The 20,342-nt window shown below is 72.1% G+C and carries 18 protein-coding genes and 1 tRNA gene; 12 read left to right on the top strand and 7 right to left on the bottom strand.

Features of this window, described 5'->3' with window-relative positions; genetic code table 11:
• Positions 1-7: 7 nt before the first annotated feature.
• The 4 genes from HTZ77_RS28850 to HTZ77_RS28835 form a co-directional block, all read right to left on the bottom strand.
• Entirely contained in the window at positions 8-862 is an 855-nt protein-coding gene (locus HTZ77_RS28850) for an NUDIX hydrolase (RefSeq protein ID WP_235995276.1), read from the bottom strand.
• The gene (locus HTZ77_RS28845) at positions 852-2,912 is read right to left on the bottom strand and encodes an RNA degradosome polyphosphate kinase (protein ID WP_175592838.1); all 2,061 of its coding nucleotides are present in this window, start codon (positions 2,910-2,912) and stop codon (positions 852-854) included. The genes HTZ77_RS28850 and HTZ77_RS28845 overlap by 11 nt, the downstream gene beginning before the upstream one ends.
• A gap of 53 nt (positions 2,913-2,965) precedes the next feature.
• Complete coding sequence (locus tag HTZ77_RS28840) at positions 2,966-3,892, bottom strand: TetR/AcrR family transcriptional regulator (protein ID WP_205303725.1); 927 nt, start codon at positions 3,890-3,892, stop codon at positions 2,966-2,968.
• 79 nt (positions 3,893-3,971) lie between these two features.
• Entirely contained in the window at positions 3,972-4,910 is a 939-nt protein-coding gene (locus tag HTZ77_RS28835) for an acyl-CoA desaturase (protein WP_175592836.1), read from the bottom strand.
• A 293-nt stretch (positions 4,911-5,203) separates the two neighbouring features.
• On the opposite strand from HTZ77_RS28835, the gene HTZ77_RS28830 reads away from it, so the two are divergent.
• The 12 genes from HTZ77_RS28830 to HTZ77_RS28775 all read left to right on the top strand — a co-directional run bounded on the left by HTZ77_RS28830 (position 5,204) and on the right by HTZ77_RS28775 (position 17,288).
• Positions 5,204-5,275 (top strand) — tRNA-Gln (locus tag HTZ77_RS28830).
• 124 nt (positions 5,276-5,399) lie between these two features.
• Positions 5,400-6,866, top strand: coding sequence for a bifunctional UDP-N-acetylglucosamine diphosphorylase/glucosamine-1-phosphate N-acetyltransferase GlmU (gene glmU, locus HTZ77_RS28825; protein ID WP_175592835.1), 1,467 nt, complete (start codon positions 5,400-5,402; stop codon positions 6,864-6,866).
• Positions 6,863-7,840, top strand: coding sequence for a ribose-phosphate diphosphokinase (locus tag HTZ77_RS28820; RefSeq protein ID WP_175592834.1), 978 nt, complete (start codon positions 6,863-6,865; stop codon positions 7,838-7,840). Before glmU ends, HTZ77_RS28820 begins: the two co-directional genes overlap by 4 nt.
• 99 nt (positions 7,841-7,939) lie before the next feature.
• On the top strand, positions 7,940-8,560 hold the full coding sequence (locus HTZ77_RS28815) for a 50S ribosomal protein L25/general stress protein Ctc (RefSeq protein WP_175592833.1): 621 nt from the start codon (positions 7,940-7,942) through the stop codon (positions 8,558-8,560).
• A gap of 78 nt (positions 8,561-8,638) precedes the next feature.
• On the top strand, positions 8,639-9,223 hold the full coding sequence (gene pth / locus HTZ77_RS28810) for an aminoacyl-tRNA hydrolase (RefSeq protein ID WP_175592832.1): 585 nt from the start codon (positions 8,639-8,641) through the stop codon (positions 9,221-9,223).
• A 92-nt stretch (positions 9,224-9,315) separates the two neighbouring features.
• Positions 9,316-10,776 (top strand): sugar transferase, encoded by a 1,461-nt coding sequence (locus tag HTZ77_RS28805; RefSeq protein ID WP_328808826.1) that lies wholly within the window; start codon positions 9,316-9,318, stop codon positions 10,774-10,776.
• Positions 10,776-11,537 carry a 3'(2'),5'-bisphosphate nucleotidase CysQ gene (locus tag HTZ77_RS28800; protein WP_175592831.1) on the top strand — a complete coding sequence of 254 codons (762 nt, stop codon included), beginning with the start codon at positions 10,776-10,778 and terminating at the stop codon, positions 11,535-11,537. Before HTZ77_RS28805 ends, HTZ77_RS28800 begins: the two co-directional genes overlap by 1 nt.
• A gap of 18 nt (positions 11,538-11,555) precedes the next feature.
• On the top strand, positions 11,556-12,470 hold the full coding sequence (gene cysD, locus HTZ77_RS28795) for a sulfate adenylyltransferase subunit CysD (protein WP_175592830.1): 915 nt from the start codon (positions 11,556-11,558) through the stop codon (positions 12,468-12,470).
• A gap of 5 nt (positions 12,471-12,475) precedes the next feature.
• Entirely contained in the window at positions 12,476-13,738 is a 1,263-nt protein-coding gene (gene cysN / locus HTZ77_RS28790; RefSeq protein WP_175592829.1) for a sulfate adenylyltransferase subunit CysN, read from the top strand.
• A gap of 391 nt (positions 13,739-14,129) precedes the next feature.
• Positions 14,130-15,047 (top strand): sulfotransferase family protein, encoded by a 918-nt coding sequence (locus HTZ77_RS28785; protein WP_175592828.1) that lies wholly within the window; start codon positions 14,130-14,132, stop codon positions 15,045-15,047.
• A 43-nt stretch (positions 15,048-15,090) separates the two neighbouring features.
• Positions 15,091-16,020 carry a glycosyltransferase family 2 protein gene (locus tag HTZ77_RS28780; RefSeq protein ID WP_175592827.1) on the top strand — a complete coding sequence of 310 codons (930 nt, stop codon included), beginning with the start codon at positions 15,091-15,093 and terminating at the stop codon, positions 16,018-16,020.
• A 449-nt stretch (positions 16,021-16,469) separates the two neighbouring features.
• Positions 16,470-17,288, top strand: a complete 819-nt coding sequence (locus HTZ77_RS28775; protein ID WP_328808825.1) for a WecB/TagA/CpsF family glycosyltransferase — start codon at positions 16,470-16,472, stop codon at positions 17,286-17,288.
• On the opposite strand, the gene HTZ77_RS28770 is transcribed toward HTZ77_RS28775, so the two are convergent.
• From HTZ77_RS28770 to HTZ77_RS28760, 3 genes are read right to left on the bottom strand one after another with little or no spacing between them, the layout of a single operon-like run.
• Positions 17,272-18,177: a sulfotransferase gene (locus HTZ77_RS28770; protein WP_175592825.1), complete on the bottom strand. Its 906-nt coding sequence runs from the start codon at positions 18,175-18,177 to the stop codon at positions 17,272-17,274. The genes HTZ77_RS28775 and HTZ77_RS28770 overlap by 17 nt on opposite strands.
• Positions 18,174-19,523, bottom strand: a complete 1,350-nt coding sequence (locus HTZ77_RS28765) for a lipopolysaccharide biosynthesis protein (protein ID WP_328808824.1) — start codon at positions 19,521-19,523, stop codon at positions 18,174-18,176. The genes HTZ77_RS28770 and HTZ77_RS28765 overlap by 4 nt, the downstream gene beginning before the upstream one ends.
• On the bottom strand, positions 19,511-20,335 hold the full coding sequence (locus HTZ77_RS28760) for a sulfotransferase family protein (protein ID WP_175593015.1): 825 nt from the start codon (positions 20,333-20,335) through the stop codon (positions 19,511-19,513). The genes HTZ77_RS28765 and HTZ77_RS28760 overlap by 13 nt, the downstream gene beginning before the upstream one ends.
• Between the last annotated feature and the right edge of the window lie 7 nt (positions 20,336-20,342).

The raw sequence follows: 20,342 nt of genomic DNA, 5'->3' as shown, positions 1-20,342 counted from the left end.
CCACAGGTCAGGTGGCGTGGCGCTCCGCCGCGACCACCCGTCCGTCCGCGCGGTGCAGCACGGCCAGCTCCCCCTTGTCGAGCTCCGCGAGCTCCCCGAGCTCGGTCTCCTCGCCGCCGAGCCGCCGGATGAGCTCCGGCAGCACCTTGCCGTGGCTGCACACGGCCGCCGGCCCGCGCAGCGCGGCCACCAGCGCCGTCGTCTTCTCGGGGTCCTGGCCCTCCTCGCTCAGCAGCGGCTCCAGCCGTGCCCGGGCACCGTACGGCTCGACCGTCTGCACGCAGCGCAGGCTCGGCGAGCTGACCATCTCCTCGGGCCGGTAGGCGGCCAGCACCCCGGCCACCGTCGCCGCCTGGGCCCGCCCCCCGGCGTCCAGGGGGCGCAGGGCGTCGTCGCCGTCCCAGTCCCGCCGGGACCCGGCGGTGGCGTGCCGGATGAGGACGAGGGGCGTGGTGTCGAGCGGCGCGGCCGTGAGCGCGTCCGGCAGGCCGGTGTCCCACGGGTAGGTGAGCAGGGACCGCGCCTCTTCCGCCGGCACCCACCGCAGCTCGTCCACCTCGTCGCCCGGCTCGAACACCTCCTGCTCCACGACCCGGGCCGTCCAGTAGTCCACCCGCTTGATCCGGCCCCCGACCAGGTAGTGGACCGTCGGCAGCGCGCGCCCGAGCACCACCGTCAGGCAGGTCTCCTCGCGTACCTCGCGCAGGGCGGCGACGACGGGGTGCTCGCCCGGCTTGAGCTTGCCCTTGGGGAACGTCCAGTCGTCGTAGCGGGGGCGGTGGACGACGGCGACCTCGGGCGCGGCCGGGTCGCCCCGCCAGACGACGGCCCCGGCCGCGCGCAGCCGGTCGTCAGTCGTCAACGGTGCTCCAGCGACGCGACAGGATGAGGTGGTTCTGCAGGTCCACGCCAGGGTGGTGGACCCACTTGCCGTCGCCGTCGAGCCACCAGGCGTTGGTGGTCTCGGCCATGGCCCGGTCCATGAGGTCGATCAGGTACGTCTTGTGCTGCGACGAGGTGACCTTGACCAGCGCCTCGACCCGGCGGTCCAGGTTGCGGCGCATCAGGTCGGCGCTTCCGATCCACACCTCGGGCCTCCTGCCCAGCCCGAACTCGTACACGCGCGAGTGCTCCAGGAACCTGCCCAGGATCGACCTGACCCGGATGTTCTCGGACAGGTCGGGGACACCGGGCCGCAGGATGCACACGCCGCGCACCCACAGGTCCACCGGCACGCCCTCGCGCGAGGCCCGGTAGAGGGCGTCGATGATCGGCTCGTCCACCAGGGAGTTGGTCTTGATCCTGATGCGCGCCGGGCGGCCGGCCCGCTGGTGGGCGATCTCGCGCTCGATCCTGGCCAGCAGCCCGCCGCGCAGGGAGTGCGGGGCGACCAGCAGCCTCCGGTAGGCCGAGTGGTTGGAGTAGCCGGTCAGGTGGATGAACAGGTCGGTGACGTCCTCGCCGACCAGCGGGTCGGCCGTGAGCAGCCCGAAGTCCTCGTACTGCCGGGCGGTCTTGGGGTTGTAGTTGCCGGTGCCGATGTGGCAGTAGCGGCGCAACTCCCCGGAGGGCTCCTGGCGGACGACGAGGGCGAGCTTGCAGTGGGTCTTGAGCCCGACGACGCCGTAGACGACGTGGCAGCCGGCGCGCTCCAGCTTGCGGGCCCAGGTGATGTTGGCGTGCTCGTCGAAGCGGGCCTTGATCTCGACCACGACGACGACCTGCTTGCCGGCCTCGGCCGCGTCGATGAGAGCGTCCACGATGGGGGACTCGCCGCTGGTGCGGTAGAGGGTCTGCTTGATGGCCAGCACCCTCGGGTCGGCGGCGGCCATCTCGATGAAGCGCTGCACGCTGGTGGAGAACGAGTCGTACGGGTGGTGCAGCAGCACGTCGCGCTCGCGCAGCACGCTGAAGATGTCGTCGTCGGCGCTGATGACCTCGGCGGGCACGAACGGCCGGTAGCTGAGCTCGCCCCGGTCGAGGTCGGCGATGGCGTGCAGGCCGGTCAGGTCCAGCGGCCCGGCGATGCGGTAGATCTCGTGCGGCGCCACGCCCAGCTCGTCCACGAGCAGCTCCAGCACCTCGGGCGTGATCGTGTCCTCGACCTCCAGCCGCACGGGCGGGCCGAAGCGGCGCTTGAGCAGCTCCTTCTCCAGGGCCTGCATGAGATTCTCGGTGACGTCCTCGTCGACGTCGAGGTCCTCGTTCCTGGTGACGCGGAAGACGTGGTGCTGGACGATCTCCATGCCCTTGAAGAGCTGCCCGAGGTGGGCGGCGATCACGTCCTCCAGCGGGACGAACCGGCTCGGCGACGCCTGCACGAACCGGGGGAGCTGCGAGGGCACCTTGACCCGGGCGAAGACGGTGTGGTCGGTCGACGGGTTGCGCACCACGACGGCCAGGTTGAGGCTGAGGCCCGAGATGTAGGGGAAGGGGTGGGCGGGATCCACGGCCAGCGGCGTGAGGACCGGCCTGATCCGTTCCCTGAACAGCTTGCGCAGCTCGGTGCGCTCCTCGCGGCCGAGGTCCGCCCAGCGCGCGATCTCGATGCCCTCGGCCGCCAGCCGCGGCACGATCGTGTCGTGGAAGAGGGCCGCGTGCCGGCCGGCCAGCTCGTCGGCGATGGTGGAGATGCGGACCAGCTCCTCGCGGGGCTTGAGCCCGCTCTTGGTCCGCAGCAGCAGGCCCGTGGCCATGCGCCGTTTCAGCCCGGCCACCCGTACCCGGAAGAACTCGTCGAGGTTGCTGGCGAAGATGGCCAGGAAGCGGACCCGCTCCAGGAGCGGGAGCGACGAGTCCTCGGCCAGCTCCAGCACCCGCTCGTTGAACTGCAGCCAGCTCTCCTCGCGGTTGAGGAACCTCTCTTGAGGCAGGGTCAGATCGCTTTCCGGACGCAGCGGTTCCACGGACATATGTGAAATATGCCCTATTTATCTGAACAGAACGTTAACTACTCGGCAACGACCTATTCTTGCTGGTCAAGACTGTTGGGCCGGATCTCCTCGCCCTGCCCCAACCGGGCGGCACGCTCGGCGAGCCGGGCCTCCCGCTGGCGCAGCTTCTCCTCGCGCTCGCGGACCTTCTCGGCCTCCTTCAGCACCCGCTCCCGCTCCTTCTCGGCCTCCTTGAGCAGCCGCTCGCGCTCCTTCAGCTCGCGGACGCGGGCCTTCTCGGCCTCGCGCAGCTCCTTCTGGCGCGCCTTCTCGGCCTCCTTGAGCTCCTTCTCGCGGGCCCTCTCCAGCTCGCGCAGCTCCTTGTCGCTGGGCCGGAGGGGCTTGGCCGCGGTCGGGAGCGCGCGGGTCGCCACCGTGATCGCGGGTTGCGGGTTGAGCCCGGTCAGGCCGTTCCAGGCGAGGTTGACCAGGTGCGCCGCGACCTCCTCCCGGCCGGGCTTGCGCACGTCCAGCCACCACTGGCCGGTCAGGGCGACCATGCCGACCAGCATCTGGGCGTACATGGGGGCGAGCTTCGGGTCGTAGCCGCGGGAGGAGAACTCGTCGGCGAGCACGTCCTCGACCTGGCTCGCGATCTCGCTGATCAGGCTCGCGAACGAGCCCGTGCCGGACGCGGCGTGGGAGTCGCGCACGAGGATGCGGAAGCCCTCGCTGCTCTCCTCGATGTACTGGAGCAGCGCCAGGGCGGCCCGCTCCAGCTTGATCAGCGAGTGGGAGGCGGACAGCGCCTCGGTGATCATGGAGAGCAGCTTCTGCATCTCGCGGTCCACGACGACCGCGTAGACGCCCTCCTTGCCGCCGAAGTGCTCGTACACGACGGGCTTGGAGACCTGGGCGGTCGCCGCGATCTCCTCGATGGAGGTCCCGTCGAACCCCTTCTCGGCGAACAGGGTGCGGCTGATGAGGATCAGCTGCTCGCGTCGCTCTCTTCCGGTCATGCGCCTGCGAGATCGGGGTTCGGTCACGGTTTCCATAATGGCGGTGCCGGACGCGAGACCGGTCACCATGGAGTCGCTGTCAGGCAACCCTCTTCGCCGCCAGCCGCTCGGGAGTCGGCCAGCGCACGTCGTAGACCCAGCCCAGGCGCTCGAAGCCGCGGATGACCTCGGCGCTCAGATCGATCTGGCCCTTCAGGGCCCCGTGGCGGGCGCACGTCGGGTCGGAGTGGTGCAGGTTGTGCCAGGACTCGCCGAAGGACGGGATCGCCAGCCACCACACGTTGCGCGACTTGTCGCGGACCTGGAACTCCTCCTCGCCGAACACGTGGCAGATCGAGTTGATCGACCAGGTCACGTGGTGCAGCAGGCCGATGCGGACCAGCGAGCCCCAGAACAGCGCGGTCAGCGCGCCCTGCCAGGACCAGGTGAGCAGGCCGCCGAGCACGCCGGGCAGCAGGAGCGAGGTGAGGGCCAGCGGGCCGAACCACTTGTGCAGCTTCATGACGTCCGGGTCCTTGCACAGGTCCGGGGCGTACTTCTCGCGGTTGGTGCGCTCGGCGTCGAACATCCAGCCCATGTGGGCGTACAGCAGGCCCTTGGCCATCGAGCGGAAGCCGGGGCCGAAACGCCACGGCGAGTGCGGGTCGCCCTCCTTGTCGGAGAACTTGTGGTGCTTGCGGTGGGTGGCCACCCAGTCCAGCACGGACATCTCCAGCGAGAGGCTGCCGGCGATGCCGAGGGCGATCTTCAGGGGCCGCTTGGCCTTGAAGGAGCCGTGCGTGAAGTAGCGGTGCAGCCCCACGGTGACGCCGAGCCCCGAGACGACGTAGAAGACGAACATGATCACGATGTCCGTCCAGCCGAGCCCCCATCCCCACGCGAGCGGCACGGCGGCCACGAACGCGATCAGCGGAAGGCCGACCACCAGCGCGAAGGTGACGAGCTCCGCCTTGCTCCGCGGTTCGGGTTCGGCGTCGGGCTTCGGACCCGGGGCGGGGCGTTCGGCGACAACGGTCATGGGCTACCTCTCACGTCGTGTATGAGGATGAATGTCCGAGCTACGCAACCGTAACCTACGCCATCGTAAGTAAGGAAGCCCTAAGCCGCGAATGTGCAATGGGCAACGGTTCGCCGCCGGACCAGAGTGCATTCCGTACCTTGCGGGATTTGGGCACATCTGCTAACGGCTCGCCCTACCCGGGCGGGATGTCGTCAATCCGGCACAGCCCCTGCCGCGTTGCCGATGCGGGCGCGCGACGGGGCGCGGGCTCGGTATCGTAGGTGTGTCGGATGCCACGCGTGTCTGATTAATCCCGGATCGTCTAATCGGCAGGACAAGTGGTTTTGGTCCACTTTGTAGGGGTTCGAGTCCTCTTCCGGGAGCATTGAGGCATGCCCCTGCGGGGAGAAGCGGGGGCGGGACAGGTATCCTCGCGGTGTCGGGAGGGTTGCGGTGCGGTGGCCCGCATCCGGCCCTGATCCGTCCAGCCACAGGGAGCCTCAGTCCGTGAGTGTGCCGCGCCCGGCAGCCGTCATCGTCCTCGCCGCAGGCGAGGGCACCCGGATGAAGAGCCAGACCCCCAAAGTCCTGCACGAGGTGTGCGGCCGAGCCCTGCTCGACCACATGCTCGACGCCGCCCGTGACCTCGGCCCGGAGCGGCTGATCGTCGTCATCGGCCACGCGCGCGAACGCGTCGGCGGCCACCTCGCCGAGACCAGCCCCGACGCGCTCGCCGTCGTCCAGCGCGAGCAGCGGGGCACCGGTCACGCCGTCCGCACCGTCCTCGACGAGGTCGGCGCCATCGACGGCACCGTCCTCGTCACCTACGGCGACGTGCCGCTGCTGCGCGCCGAGACGCTCTCGGCGTTGCTGGCCCGCCACGCCGCCGACCGCAACGCGGTCACCGTCCTGACCGCCGAGGTGCCCGACCCGACCGGCTACGGCCGCATCGTCCGCGACCCGGCCGGCGCCGTCCTCGCCATCGTCGAGGAGAAGGACGCCTCCGACGAGCAGCGCGCCATCAAGGAGATGAACTCCGGCATCTACGCCTTCGACGGCGCCCTGCTGGCCGACGCCGTCAAACGGGTGTCCACCGACAACGCCCAGGGTGAGGAGTACCTCACCGACGTGCTGTCCATCCTGCGCGAGGACGGCCACCGGGTGGGCGCCCACACCGCCGCCGACTTCGCCGAGGTCGAGGGCGTCAACGACCGGGTCCAGCTCGCCCAGGCCCGCCAGGTGCTCAACCGGCGGATCCTGGAGCGCCACATGCGCGCCGGCGTCACCGTCGTCGACCCGGCCAGCACCTGGATCGACGTGGACGTGGAGATCGGCCCCGACGTCGTCGTCCACCCCGGCACCCAGCTCCACGGCCGCACCGTCATCGAGTCCGGCGCCGAGGTCGGCCCCGCCACCACGTTGACCTCCACCCGGGTCGGCGCCGGGGCCGTCGTGCGCAACGCCGTCTGCGACTCCGCCGAGGTCGGCCCCGGCGCGAGCGTCGGCCCGTACGCCTACCTGCGCCCCGGCACGGTCCTCGGGCGCGGCTCCAAGGCGGGCACGTTCGTCGAGATGAAGAACACGCAGGTCGGCGAGCGCTCCAAGGTGCCCCACCTGTCGTACGCGGGCGACGCCACGATCGGCGACGACGTCAACATCGGCGCGGCGGTCGTGTTCGTCAACTACGACGGCGTCAACAAGCACCGCAGCACGGTGCGCGACGGCGCGTTCGTCGGCTGCGACAGCATGATCGTCGCCCCGGTGACCGTCGGCGACGGCGCCTACACGGCGGCGGGTTCGGTGATCGACGGCGACGTGCCCCCGGGCGCGATCGGCGTGGCCCGCGCCCGCCAGCGCAACATCGAAGGATGGGTCCTGCGCAGGCGCGCGGGCACCAAGTCGGCCGCGGCGGCTCAGCGCGCCCTGGCCGAGCAGGAGGCGGCCGACCAGCACCAGCAGGGGAGCACGACGTGACCAGCATCAAGCAGCCGGGCGAGAAGAACCTCATGCTCTTCTCGGGCCGGGCCTACCCCGAACTGGCCGAGGAGGTCGCCGAGCACGTCGGCGTCTCGCTCACCCCGACCAAGCTGGTCGACTTCGCCAACGGCGAGATCTACGCCCGCTACCTCGAATCCGTCCGCGGCTGCGACGCCTTCGTGATCCAGAGCCACACCTCGCCGATCAACCAGTGGATCATGGAGCAGCTCATCATGGTCGACGCGCTGAAGCGGGCCTCCGCCAAGCGCATCACCGTGGTCATGCCGTTCTTCGGCTACGCGCGCCAGGACAAGAAGGGGCGCGGGCGCGAGCCCATCACCGCCCGGCTGATGGCCGACCTGTTCAAGACCGCGGGCGCCGACCGGCTCATGTCGATCGACCTGCACACCTCGCAGATCCAGGGCTTCTTCGACGGCCCGGTGGACCACCTGTTCGCCATGCCGGTCCTGGAGAGCTACCTGAAGAACAAGCTCGACCTGGCCACCACCACGGTCGTCTCGCCCGACACCGGCCGCGTCCGGCTGTCGGAGCGCTGGGCCGACACGCTCGGCACGCCGCTCGCCTTCATCCACAAGCGGCGCGACCTCGACGTGGCCAACCAGGTGAAGGTCAACGAGGTCGTCGGCAAGGTGCGGGGCCGTACCTGCGTGCTCATCGACGACATGATCGACACGGCCGGCACGATCTGCAAGGCGGCCGACGCCCTGTACGAGCAGGGCGCGACCAACGTGATCGTCGCCGCCACCCACGCGGTCTTCTCCGACCCGGCCGTCGACCGGCTGAAGAACTCCCGCATCAGCGAGGTCATCGTGACCAACACGCTCCCGCTGTCGCAGGAGGCCCGCTTCGACAAGCTCACCGTGCTGTCCATCGCGCCGCTCATCGCCCGGGCCATCACCGAGGTCTTCACCGACGGCTCCGTCACCAGCCTGTTCGAGGGCGATACGTAAGCCGGTAACATGGGTTGGTCGCGCTCGTAACGCCTTCCGCTAGGGCGGTTGAGGGTGAGCGCCACAGATCCCGTTCTCTGAGCATCCCTAGGAGATGTCATGTCCGAAGTCCGTATCGCCGCCGAGTCGCGCACCACGTTCGGCAAGGGCGCCGCCCGCAAGATCCGTCGCGCCGACAAGGTCCCGGCCGTCCTCTACGGGCACGGCATCGACCCGAAGCACCTCACGCTGCCGGGCCACGAGGTCCTCCTCGCCCTGCGCACGCCCAACGTGCTGATCCGCCTCCAGGGCGACGGCGTCGACGAGCTGGCCCTGCCCAAGGGCGTCCAGCGCGACCCGATCAAGGGCTTCGTCGAGCACGTCGACCTGCTCCTGGTCAAGCGGGGCGAGAAGGTCACCGTCGAGATCCCGGTCACCACGGTCGGCGACGTCAACCCCGAGGGCATCCTGGACCTCCAGATGACGTCCGTCGCCGTCGAGGCCGAGGCCACCCACATCCCCACCGGCGTCGAGGTCGACGTCGAGGGCCTGGAGGTGGGCACCGCCGTCACCGCCGGCGAGCTGAAGCTGCCGCAGGGCGCCACGCTGACCGCCGACCCGGAGGCCGTCATCCTCCAGGTCATCGCCAAGCCGACCGAGGCCCCCGCCGAGGAGGAGGGCGCCGAGGGCGAGACCGCCGAGGCCGCCGCCGAGGGCGAGAGCGCCGAGGCCGCCGAGTAGTCACCGGACGACGGGGCGGCCGGCGACGTCCGGCCGCCCCGTCCCCGCGTCTTGACCACTCCGGCCTGAGGAGACTTCATGGACCGCTGGCTCATCGCCGGGCTGGGCAACCCCGGCGCCGAATACGCCGGCCACCGGCACAACGCCGGCTTCATGGTGCTCGACGAGCTGGCCGCGCGGGCCGGCGGCCGGTTCAAGGCGCACAAGAGCAGGGCCGAGGTGCTGGAGACGCGCGCCGCGATCCTCGCCAAGCCGCTCACGTACATGAACCTGTCGGGCGGCCCCCTCAAGGCCCTGTCCGACTTCTACAAGATCGGTCCCGACCGCCTGATCGTCGTCCACGACGAGCTGGACGTGCCCTACGGCGCGCTGCGCGCCAAGCTCGGCGGCGGCGACAACGGCCACAACGGCCTCAAGTCGATCACCAAGTCGATGGGCACCCGCGACTACCTCCGGGTCCGCTTCGGCATCGGGCGCCCGCCGGGCCGCATGGACCCGGCCGCCTTCGTGCTGCGCGACTTCGCCACCGCCGAGCGCAAGGACCTGCCCTTCCTCGTGGACCGCGCCGCCGACGTGGTCGAGTCGCTCATGGAGCGCGGGCTCGAAGTAACCCAGAACGAGTTCCACCGGGCAGATCTCAAGATTTCCGGCCCTCCACGCTGATCCCCACATAGGTCCGTTCGCGACTACGCCGAGGTGGCTGACGCTACTATCTGGTGACTGTCGGTTACGAGCTGATCACAGGGGGCGTTGCGGTGAGCGACGGCGAGGGCCTGCTGACCGTCGTCGGTTTCGGCCCCGACTCCTCATGGAGCGTGCGGCCCCGGCTGCCCGGATGGGTGCGGGCCTACCGCGTGCGCGCCTTCGCCTCCGACCTGCTCGGCGCCGCGGCCGGCTCCGCCGGGGCCTTCTTCCTGCGCTTCGGCGAGCTGACGCCCTACGCCGCGCCGTACCTCCTGGTCAGTGCTCTGCTGCCGGTGGTGTGGATCATCGCGGTCGCGCTCAACCGCGCGTACGAGCCGCGCATGATCGGCATCGGCTCCGACGAGTTCCGCCGCGTGGTGCAGTGCGGCGTCGCGCTGACCGCCGCCACCGCCATCGGCTCCTACCTCACCAAGACCGACGTCGCGCGCGGCTACGTCGTCCTCGCGCTGCCGCTGGTGACGCTCCTCACGCTGCTGTTCAGGTACGCCCTGCGCCGTTCGCTGCACCGCCGCCGGGCCCGTGGCGCCTGCATGCGCAGGGTCGTCGCCGTGGGTCACGCCGCCTCGGTGGCCGAGCTGGTGCAGCTCTTCCGGCGTGAGCGGTACCACGGCATGGAGATCGTCGCCGCCTGTCTGCCCGCCGAGACCGCCGGCGGCCGGGTGGCCGGCGTGCCCGTCGGCGGCGACTTCAGCGACGTGCCCATCGTCGTCGACCAGGCGCACGCCGACACCGTGGCCGTGCTGGCCTGCCCCGAGATGGACGGCGTGGCGCTGCGCCGGCTCGCCTGGCGGCTGGAGCGCACCCACACCGAGCTGGTGGTGGCGCCCGCGCTGATGGAGGTGGCCGGGCCGCGCACCACGATCCGGCCCGCCGCCGGGCTCCCGCTGCTGCACGTCGAGCACCCGGAGCTCACCGGCGCCCGCCAGCTCGTCAAGAACGCCTTCGACCGGGTCGTGGCCGCCGCCCTGCTGGTCCTGCTGGCCCCGCTGCTGCTGACGCTGGCCGCGGCGGTGCGCGCGACCAGCCCCGGCCCGGCCCTGTTCCGGCAGACCCGCGTCGGCCGGGACGGCAGGTCGTTCACGATCCTGAAGTTCCGCACGATGCGGCGCGGCTCGGAGCGCCAGAAGATCACCCTTGTCAGCGACGCCGACGGGGTGCTGTTCAAGATCCGCAACGATCCCCGGGTCACCCCGCTCGGCTCCCTCATGCGCCGCCACTCCCTCGACGAGCTGCCGCAGCTCGTCAACGTGGTCCTCGGGCACATGTCGCTCGTGGGCCCCCGTCCGCCGCTCCCCGAAGAGGTCGACCGGTACGGCGACGACGTGCGCCGCCGCCTGCTCGTACGCCCCGGTCTGACCGGCCTGTGGCAGGTGAGCGGCAGATCCGACCTGTCGTGGGAGGAATCCGTCCGCCTCGACCTGCGTTACGTGGAGAACTGGTCCCTCATGCTCGACCTGCAGATCCTGTGGAAGACTTGGTCGGCCGTCGCCCGCGGGCAAGGAGCTTACTGATGACGATTCGCGACGACCATGCCCTCGCGGCCGACCTGGCCACAGAGGCGGGCGAGCGGCTGCTCGCGCTCCGCGCCCGCGAGGGTTTCGCCGACCCGGCCGGGCTGCGCGCCCTCGGCGACCGGGCCGCCCACGTGTTCCTCATGGAGTCGCTGTCGCGCCTGCGCCCGAGCGACTGCGTGCTGTCGGAGGAGTCCAGCCGCGAGGACCGGCTCGACCCGCGCCGGCTGAGCGCTCCCAGAGTGTGGATCGTCGATCCGCTCGACGGCACCCGGGAGTTCGCCGAGGAGGGTCGGTCCGACTGGGCCGTCCACGTGGCGCTGTGGGAGGGCGACCGGCTCACCGCCGGAGCCGTGGCGCTGCCCGCCCAGGGGCGCACGCTCAGCACCGGCGAGCCGCCCAAGCTGCCGGCCCAGCGCGGCCGCTTCCGCATCGCGGTCAGCCGCACCCGCCCGCCGGAGTTCGTCCAGAAGCTCGCCTACCTCGTCGGCGCCGACCTCGTGCCCATCGGCTCGGCCGGTGCGAAGATCTCCGCGGTGCTCACCGGCGACGTCGAGGCGTACGTCCACGCCGGCGGCCAGTACGAGTGGGACTCCGCCGCGCCGGTGGCCGTCGCACAGGCCGCGGGAGCTCACACCAGTCGCATCGACGGCACGCCGCTCACCTACAACAGACCGGACCCCTCGCTACCGGATATCCTTGTTTCCCTACCGGACTTGGCGTCTACCCTGCTCGCCGGGATCCGGGACCTGCACCGCTAACCGCCGGAGGAAGCTCCCATGCTCCAGCGCGACTACACGACGTCGCAGCTCGACGTGCTCGAGGCCGAAGCCATTCACATCATGCGCGAAGTCGCGGCGGAGTTCGAGCGTCCCTGTCTGCTTTTCTCCGGCGGCAAGGACTCCATCGTCATGCTGCGCATCGCCGAGAAGGCGTTCTGGCCGGCGGCGATGCCCTTCCCCCTCATGCACGTCGACACCGGTCACAACTTCGACGAGGTCATCGAGTTCCGCGACCGCCGCTCCGAGGAGCTCGGCGCGCGGCTCATCGTGGCCAGCGTCCAGGACTCGATCGACCAGGGCCGCGTGGTCGAGGACACCGGCCGCCGCGCCTCGCGCAACCGCCTGCAGACCACGACGCTGCTCGACGCCATCGAGGAGCACGAGTTCGACGCGGTCTTCGGCGGCGCCCGGCGCGACGAGGAGAAGGCCCGGGCCAAGGAGCGGGTGTTCTCCTTCCGCGACGACTTCGGCCAGTGGGACCCGAAGAACCAGCGTCCGGAGCTGTGGAACCTCTACAACTCCCGCATCCGCAAGGGTGAGCACATCCGGGTCTTCCCGCTGTCCAACTGGACCGAGCTCGACGTCTGGGACTACATCCGGCGCGAGGGCATCGAGATCCCGTCGATCTACTTCTCCCACACGCGCAAGGTGTTCGAGCGCGACGGCATGCTGCTGCCCGACGCCGAGGTCGTCCAGCGCGGCGACGACGAGCCGCTGTTCGAGGCCGTGGTGCGCTACCGCACCGTCGGCGACATGACCTGCACCGGGGCGGTGCAGTCCACGGCCGCCACGGTCGAGGAGATCATCGAGGAGATCGCGGCCACCCGGATCACCGAGCGCGGGGCCACCAGGGCCGACGACCGCGCCTCGGAGGCCGCCATGGAGGACCGCAAGCGGGAAGGTTACTTCTAGAACCGATGGACATTCTGCGTTTCGCCACGGCGGGAAGTGTCGACGACGGCAAGTCCACCCTCATCGGGCGCCTGCTCTTCGACTCCAAGGCCATCTTCGAGGACCAGCTGGAGGCGGTCGAGCGCACCTCGCGCGACCGCGGCACCGAGTACACCGACCTGTCGCTGCTCACCGACGGCCTGCGGGCCGAGCGGGAGCAGGGCATCACGATCGACGTGGCCTACCGGTACTTCGCCACGCCACGCCGCAAGTTCATCATCGCCGACACCCCCGGGCACATCCAGTACACCCGGAACATGGTCACCGGCGCCTCCACCGCCGACCTGGCGATCATCCTCATCGACGCCCGCAAGGGCGTGCTGGAGCAGTCACGCCGTCACGCGTTCCTGACCTCGCTGCTGCGGGTGCCGCACCTGGTGCTCGCCGTCAACAAGATGGACCTGGTCGACTACTCCCAGGAGCGCTTCGAGGAGATCCGCGAGGAGTTCACGGCGTTCGCCTCCAAGCTCAACGTGGGCGACCTGACGTTCATCCCGATCTCCGCGCTCAACGGCGACAACGTCGTCTCCCGGTCGGAGAACATGCCGTGGTACAACGGCTCGTCGCTGCTGCACCACCTGGAGAACGTGCACATCGCCTCCGACCGCAACCTGGTCGACGTGCGGTTCCCCGTCCAGTACGTCATCCGTCCGCAGAAGGCCAACGACCACGCCTTCCACGACTACCGCGGCTACGCGGGGCAGGTCGCGGGCGGCGTGCTCAAGCCGGGCGACGAGGTCGTCCACCTGCCCTCGGGCCTGAACACCCGGATCGCCTCCATCGACACCTTCGACGGCCCCGTCGAGGAGGCGTTCCCCCCGATGTCGGTCACCCTCCGCTTCGAGGACGACCTCGACATCTCGCGCGGCGACATGATCGCCCGGCCCAACAACCGGCCGCACGTGGCCCAGGACCTCGAAGCCATGGTCTGCTGGATGGCCGACGGCGCCAAGCTGGCGCCGCGGACCAAGCTCACCATCAAGCACACCACCCGTACGGCCCGGGCGCTCGTGCGCGACCTGCACTACCGGCTCGACGTCAACACGCTGCACCGTGACGAGGAGGCCACCTCGCTCGGCCTCAACGAGATCGGGCGCGTGTCGCTGCGGGTCACGCAGCCGCTCTTCGTGGACAACTACGCCCGCAACCGGCTCACGGGCGGCTTCATCCTGGTGGACGAGGCCACCAACGGCACCGTCGCCGCGGGCATGATCCTCGAAGCCCGCTGACCCCAGCCGCGTCGCCACCCGGCCTCCGTCCCTCCCCGGGCCGGAGGCCGCGCCGCTTGTGGCCTTCGCCCTCTCCGGGACGCCGGCCTGCGTCGTCGCCCGGCCCCCGTCCTCTCTCGGGTGGGGGCCGCGTGGTCTTCGCCTCTCCGGGGCGCCGGCCCGCGTCGTCCCCCGGGCCTCCGTCGTCTCTCGGGTGGCGGGCCGCGTCGCTACTGGTCCCCGTCCTCTCCAAGACGTCAGCCCGCGTCGCAGCCCGGCCTCCGTCCCCTCCGGGGTGGGGCCGGGCGGCTTTTCGGTTAGATCTTTTGGGGTTTCACTGACGATCCCATTACGCACCGCGCTAGTCTCGTCACGTTCCGTGTAACGACTAGCACAGGAAAGCCCATCCCCCGTGACTCACCCTTCGACAGCCACCCGGGTGGTCTTCCTGGGCGGCCTCGGCCGTAGCGGCACCACGCTGCTGGAGAGGCTGCTGGGGGAGCTGCCCGGCGTGGCGCCCCTCGGTGAGGTCGTACACCTCTGGGCCCGCGGCGTCCTGGCCGGTGAGCCGTGCGGCTGCGGCCGGCCGTTCGGCGCGTGCCCGTTCTGGACGGCCGTCGGCGAGCACGCCTTCGGCGGATGGACCCGGCCGCTGGCCGAGCGGGTCCTCGCCCTGCGCCGCCGGGTCGACCGCACCCGCCGCGTCCTGCGCATCCGCCACCCCGACCTCGACGAGTACGTCCGCGCCTACCGCAGCGTCCACGACGCCGCCGCACGGGTCGCGGGCGCCTCCGTCGTCATCGACTCCAGCAAGCACGCCTCCCTGGCCCACTGCCTGGCCGAGGGCGGGGCGAGCATCCACGTCGTCCACGTGGTGCGCGACCCGCGGGCCGTCGCCCACTCCTGGCGCAAGGCCGTACGCCGGCCCGAGAACGGGCGGCCGATGACCCGCTGGGGCCCCGCCCGCACCGCGCTCCACTGGAGCGCCCAGAACGTCGCGCTCGACCTCCTCGCCCGCCGCGATCGGCGCGGCGGAGCGGACGTCCAGGTCACCCGGCTGCGGTACGAGGACCTCATCGCCGCGCCGGAGGCCACGCTGACCGATCTCGCGCACCGGCTCGGGCTGCGCGCCGAGTTCCCGTTCGTCACCGGCTCGACGGCGCACATCACCACGGCCCACACGGTGTCGGGCAACCCCATGAGGTTCGCGGTGGGGCCGGTCGGGCTGGCGCTCGACGAGTCGTGGCGCTCCGGCGCCCATCGCGGCCTGGTCGCCGCCCTCACCTGGCCACTGCGATCCCGGTACGGCTACCACGGGGTGACGGCATGACGCGGCGGCCGCCGTTCCGGTACGGCCGCCACGGGGTGGCGGCATGACCGGGCCCGCCGGAGAGGCGGCGCCGTCGGTCGGCGTGGTGATCCCCACCCGCGGAGACCGGCCCGCCCACCTCGGCGTCGCCGTACGCGCGGCGCTCGCGCAGGAGCACCCGGGCAGGATCTCCGTGGTCGTGGTGGCCGACGGCACATCGCACGAGACGGTGGCCGGCCGGCTCGCCGGCGTTCCGACGAGCGCCGGCCGCGACGTCCGGGTGCTGCCCAACTGCCTCACCCCCGGCCTCCCCGGCGCGCGCAACACCGGGATCGCCGCCTCCCACACCGACCTCATCGCGTTCTGCGACGACGACGACCAGTGGCTGCCCGGCAAGCTCGCCGCCCAGATCACCGCGCTGGCCGAGACCGGCGCCGAGTTCGCGAGCTGCGGAATCGAGGTCGAACACGGCGGACGGCGGGTGCCGCGGCTGGCCGGCGCCACCACCGTGACCGAGGCCGACCTGCTGCGCTCGCGCATGGTGATGGTGCACTCCTCGACGTTCCTGTTCCGGCGGGGCACGCTGTGGGTGGACGAGAGCGCCCCCTGCGGTCAGAACGAGGACTGGGACCTCGCCCTGCGCGCCGCCCGCCGCCATCCGCTCGCGAACGTCGACCGTCCCCTCGTACGCGTCCGCTGGGGCTCGTCCCACTACGTGGCGCGGTGGGGCGAGCGCATCGCCGGGCTGGAGTGGATGCTGGCCCGGCACGCCGGTCTGTCCGACGACCCGCGCGGCGCCGCCCGCGTCTACGGCCAGCTCGCCTTTCACCACGCCGCGCTGGGCCACCGGCGCGAGGCGGGACGCTGGGCGCTGCGCGCGTTCGCCGCCCGGCGCTCGGAGCCGCGCGCGCCCATCGCGCTCGCGGTGGCGGCCGGGCTCATCCCGGCGGCCAGGGTGCTGTCGCTGCTCCACGACCGGGGACACGGCATTTGACCCGGCCCGATGCCGTCTCGCGGGGCGAGGCGCGGGCGGTTCGGTCCGGCCCTGACTCGCCTGGGGCGGCGCTCTCGGTTCGGTCGGCCCTGTCTCGCCGAGCGAAGTACGCGCCCCGGCGGATCGGCCTCGATCGGCGCGGCTCGTGAGCCACGCAGGAGACGCGCCGGCGGGGGCTGGCCGCGCGGAGGAGACGCCAAGGCAGGTCGTGGGTGGCGATGTGGAGGAGGCGGCGAGGCAGGTCGTGGGTGGCGGTGTGGAGGAGGCGGCGAGGCAGGTCGTGGGTGGCGGTGCGGGTGCGGCGCTGAGAAAGGCCGGGGGTGGCGGGGCGGAGGCGTTCCCGTCGAGACGAGGCGGCGATGCGGGAGAGCAATCGGCGCCGACAGGGCGGGATTCCGCCAGGGGAGGCGCTTCCGCTGAGAAAGGGCAGCAGGGCGAAGGAGGCGCCAGTGAGAGACGGCGGTCATGAGCTTCGGGCGCCCCGGCGCGTGCTCGTCGGCGGGGTGACCGTGGACGCGTTGAGCGAGGCGCAGGTGGTGGCGCGCGTGGTGGCCGGGTTGGCCGCCGGTCGCGGCGGACGCATCGTCACCCCCAACGTCGACATCTGCCGCGCCGCCGCCGCCGACCCCGCCCTGAGGGAGCTGGTCAACACCGCCGACCTGGTCGTGGCCGACGGGATGCCGCTGGTGTGGGCGTCGCGCCTGCTCGGTGTGCCGCTGCCCGAGCGCGTCACCGGGGCCGACCTGATCTGGTCGCTGAGCGGCCCGGCGGCCGAGCGCGGGTGGCCGGTGTACCTGCTCGGAGGGCCGCCCGGGGTGGCCGTGTCGGCGGCCCGGGCTCTCGTCCGCCGCCTTCCCGCGCTGAGGGTGTGCGGGGTGGAGTCCCCGCCGTACGCCTTCGACCGGACCGCCGCCGGGACGGCGCGGGTGCTGCGCCGGGTGGTGGCGGCCCGGCCCAGGATCGTGTTCGTGGGGCTCGGGTTCCCGCGCCAGGACCGGCTCGTGGCCGTGTTGCGCGAGCGGCTTCCGGACGCCTGGTTCGTGGGCTGCGGGGCGGCCCTCGCCTTCGCCGCCGGTACGGTGCCGAGGGCGCCCCGGTGGATGCGGCGGGCCGGGCTGGAGTGGGCGTTCCGCCTGGTGACGGAGCCGGGACGGCTGGCGCGCCGCTACCTCGTGGACGACCTGCCCTTCGCCGCCCGCCTCCTGGCCACCAGCCTCCTGACCCGCCACCCCGCCCTGTCGTCACCGCGGGTCAAGGGGCGATGGTGAGGGCGCGGACGCGGGTGACGTCCTCGGGCGTCAGTCCTCGGGCGGCCCTGGTCAGAGCCTGACGGGAGTCCATCCGCCGGTACGCCGTCCGCGACAGCCCCGACCAGGCGAACCCCCCACGCCCCTCGCCCGCGCCGCCCGTGCACGCCCTGAGCACCTTGCGCTCCACGGCCCGCGACCAGGTCAGCCCCGCGTGCCCGTACAGGTGCCGGAACCCGGCCACCGGATCGGCCGCCAGCCACTCGTACGCCACGACGAGGATCCCCGGCGTGCGGGCCAGGATCCGGTGCGTCACCCGCCACAGCGCCGCCGCCGTGGCGACCCGGTCGGTGGAGCCGGCCAGCGGACGCAGCTCCAGCAGCTCCGGATGGTCGCGGACCAGTAGCGGCTGGTCGAGGAGCTCGTGGAAGGAGATCGTCCAGCCGAGCCGCTGCCAGCTCGCCACGAAGGAGACCGGGTCGCGTTCGAGCGCGATCACCGTGCAGCCGAGCCGGTGGGCGAACCAGCCGGCCGACAGCACCGCGAACGGGTCGTCGAGCAGCGCCCGCCGCCCCGCCATGCGGCCCAGCGTGAACGACGTGCCGTACTTGAGCATCCGCGCCAGGTCGGACGGCGAGCGGTTGGCGCGCAGCTCGGCGCCGAACCGGTAGCGCAGGGCGACCGTGTCGCGGAAGGCGGGCAGCCAGTCGCCGGTGTTGTCCTCGCAGATGTACTGGAACCGGTGCGTCACGCTCGCCCGCAGGACGCCGGGGGAGCGGCCGGGCGGGCGCTGGGGATTGAGCGGCTCGTTGACGTAGACGGCCTCACGACCGGCCGTGAGCATCCTGCCGGTCCAGCTCGTGCCGCTCCTCGGCAGACCCGTGACGAGAACGGGCGGACCGGCCGTCATCCGGCGGCCCAGGAACGGACGCGGAAGGCGGTCAGCGTGTGGCGGCCGAACGGACGCAGGCCGTAGCGGCGGTGCAGCCGCCACAGCGGCAGGAGGTTCTTCACCAGCGTGCCGCCCGACCAGCCGAGCGCGGCGCCCAGCGCTCCGTGGCCGGGGATCAGCGCCACGTCGAGCGCGATCGTCACGGCCGTGGCGGCGACGAGGTTGGCCAGGCTGGCCGCGGTGTGCCCGGCGGCGGTCAGGACCACGTCCACCAGGCCGCAGGCCGTCGCCACCATCATCGTGGCGGCCAGCACCAGCGCCACGGGGACCGCCGCCGGGTACCCGGGCCCGAACAGGCCGAGCGCCCACGGCGCGAGCGCGGCGTAGCCGAGCCAGACGGGCCACGTCACCAGCACCAGCCACGCCGTGGTCACCTGGTAGAGCTCCCGGGCGCGCGCGTGCTCGCCGTCGGCCAGCGCCCGTACGAGCCGAGCCTGTACGGCCTGCGTCATGCCCTGGCCGGCGAGCTGGCCGACGACCTTGAACCGGGTGGCCGCCGTGTAGACGGCCGCCTGGGCGGGACCGCCGAGCAGGGCGACGACCACGATGTCGAGCCGTTGGAACACCGCCTGGACCGCCCCGGCCACCGACCGGGGGGCCGTGTGCCGCCACAGGTCGTGGGCCGTGCCGGGCAGGTAGGGGGTGCGCGGTGTCCGCCCTCGCAGCCCGTACGCGGCGAGGAAGAGCACCGGCAGGTACGGCAGCGCCCAGGCGAACGGCAGCCACGCGGGGGCCGCGGCGAGGGCGGCGGCGGTCACCAGGGCGAGCTGGGCCACCGGCAGCAGCAGCCCGTCGAGCAGCACGGTGGGCCGCATCGCGCCGAACCCGCGGGTGGCGGCCAGCAGCACGTCGGCCACGACGATGACCGGGAGCGCCAAGGACAGGAACCCCAGCCGGGGGAGCAGCAGCGCGGCGGCGGCCACGGAGACCACCGCGCACGGCACCAACGCCGCCCGGATATATCCGGAAATGCCGCGGTAGTCGTAGGTGGCGGCCCGGGCGATGAAGAACACCAGCCCGTTGCCCGCGTCCAGCTTGGCCACCCCGGCGGCCATGAGCGCGAGCGCGGTCGTGGTGAAGAACGCCCCGGCCTGCTCGGCGGTGAACGCCCTGGTGATGACCACCACGAGGAGGAACTGGGCCAGCGCGCCGGCGGCGGCCCCGGCGAGCCCGGCGGCGCCCGCCCGCGCGACCTGTCCCAGGGGCGACGCCGCGCCGAGGAGCGGGCGCCGGAGCACGGCCTGGGTCAGCGACGCCGCGCCGAGGAGCGGGCGCCGGAGCACGGCCTGCGTCAGCGACGCCACGACGGCTCACCTCCGAGCCAGCGCACGAGCCGTGTGTCGTACGCCTCGAAGTGGTCGCTCAGCCGCCGCCGCACCGACTCGGGCAGCGACTTGGGCCGCGACCGGCCGTTGTGCCGCTCGAAGACCGGGTGGCCCAGGTGCGGCACCCCCAGGAACTCCAGGACCCGGTCGTAGACGCCCTCCGGCTCGGCGAAGAACGCGTGGCTGTCGAGCACCAGGATGCGCTCGCGCCCGAACAGCGGCTCCAGCCGGTCGAGCTGCTCGGAGTAGCGGCCTCGGGCCAGGTAGGCGTGGTGGCGGTGGGAGTGGTGCAGGGAGTACGGGCGCGCCCGCAGGCTCTCCTCGGCCCCGTCCAGCCGCGCGGCCTCCAGCTCCACCGCGTACTCGAAGTGCGACTCCGTCTCGAACCCCCGCGCCAGCTCGTGCGCGTGCGCCGAGCAGGCCCGCTCGACCGGGTCGCGCACCAGGACCAGCAGCTTCACGCCGGGCAGGTCGGCGGCGATGCGCTCACCGGCCAGCGGGTGGAACAGGTAGTACGGCGACGACTCGAACGCCTGCGGCCGGGCGCCGTGGCGGCTCGCCGGCAGCGACGCGGCGGCCCGCAGCGGGAAGTGCGCCCGATACCAGGACAGCCCGCGCCCGTAGCCGACGTCGAAGTAGTGGACGCCCTTGTGCAGCACCGGCTTGAACAGCGCCGGGTGCTGGGCCAGCGCCCGGTAGAGCGACGTGGTGCCGCACCGCTGCGCACCCGTGATCAGGAACGACGGCAGCAGCCGCGCCCCGGACGTCAGCCTGCCGGCGGTGCGCGACATGGACAGC

This window comes from Nonomuraea montanisoli, assembly GCF_013363975.1.
GTDB classification, from domain to species: Bacteria; Actinomycetota; Actinomycetes; order Streptosporangiales; family Streptosporangiaceae; genus Nonomuraea; species Nonomuraea montanisoli.
Note: the sequence above shows the minus strand (reverse complement) of the source record. Positions and strands in the feature narration are given on the sequence as shown.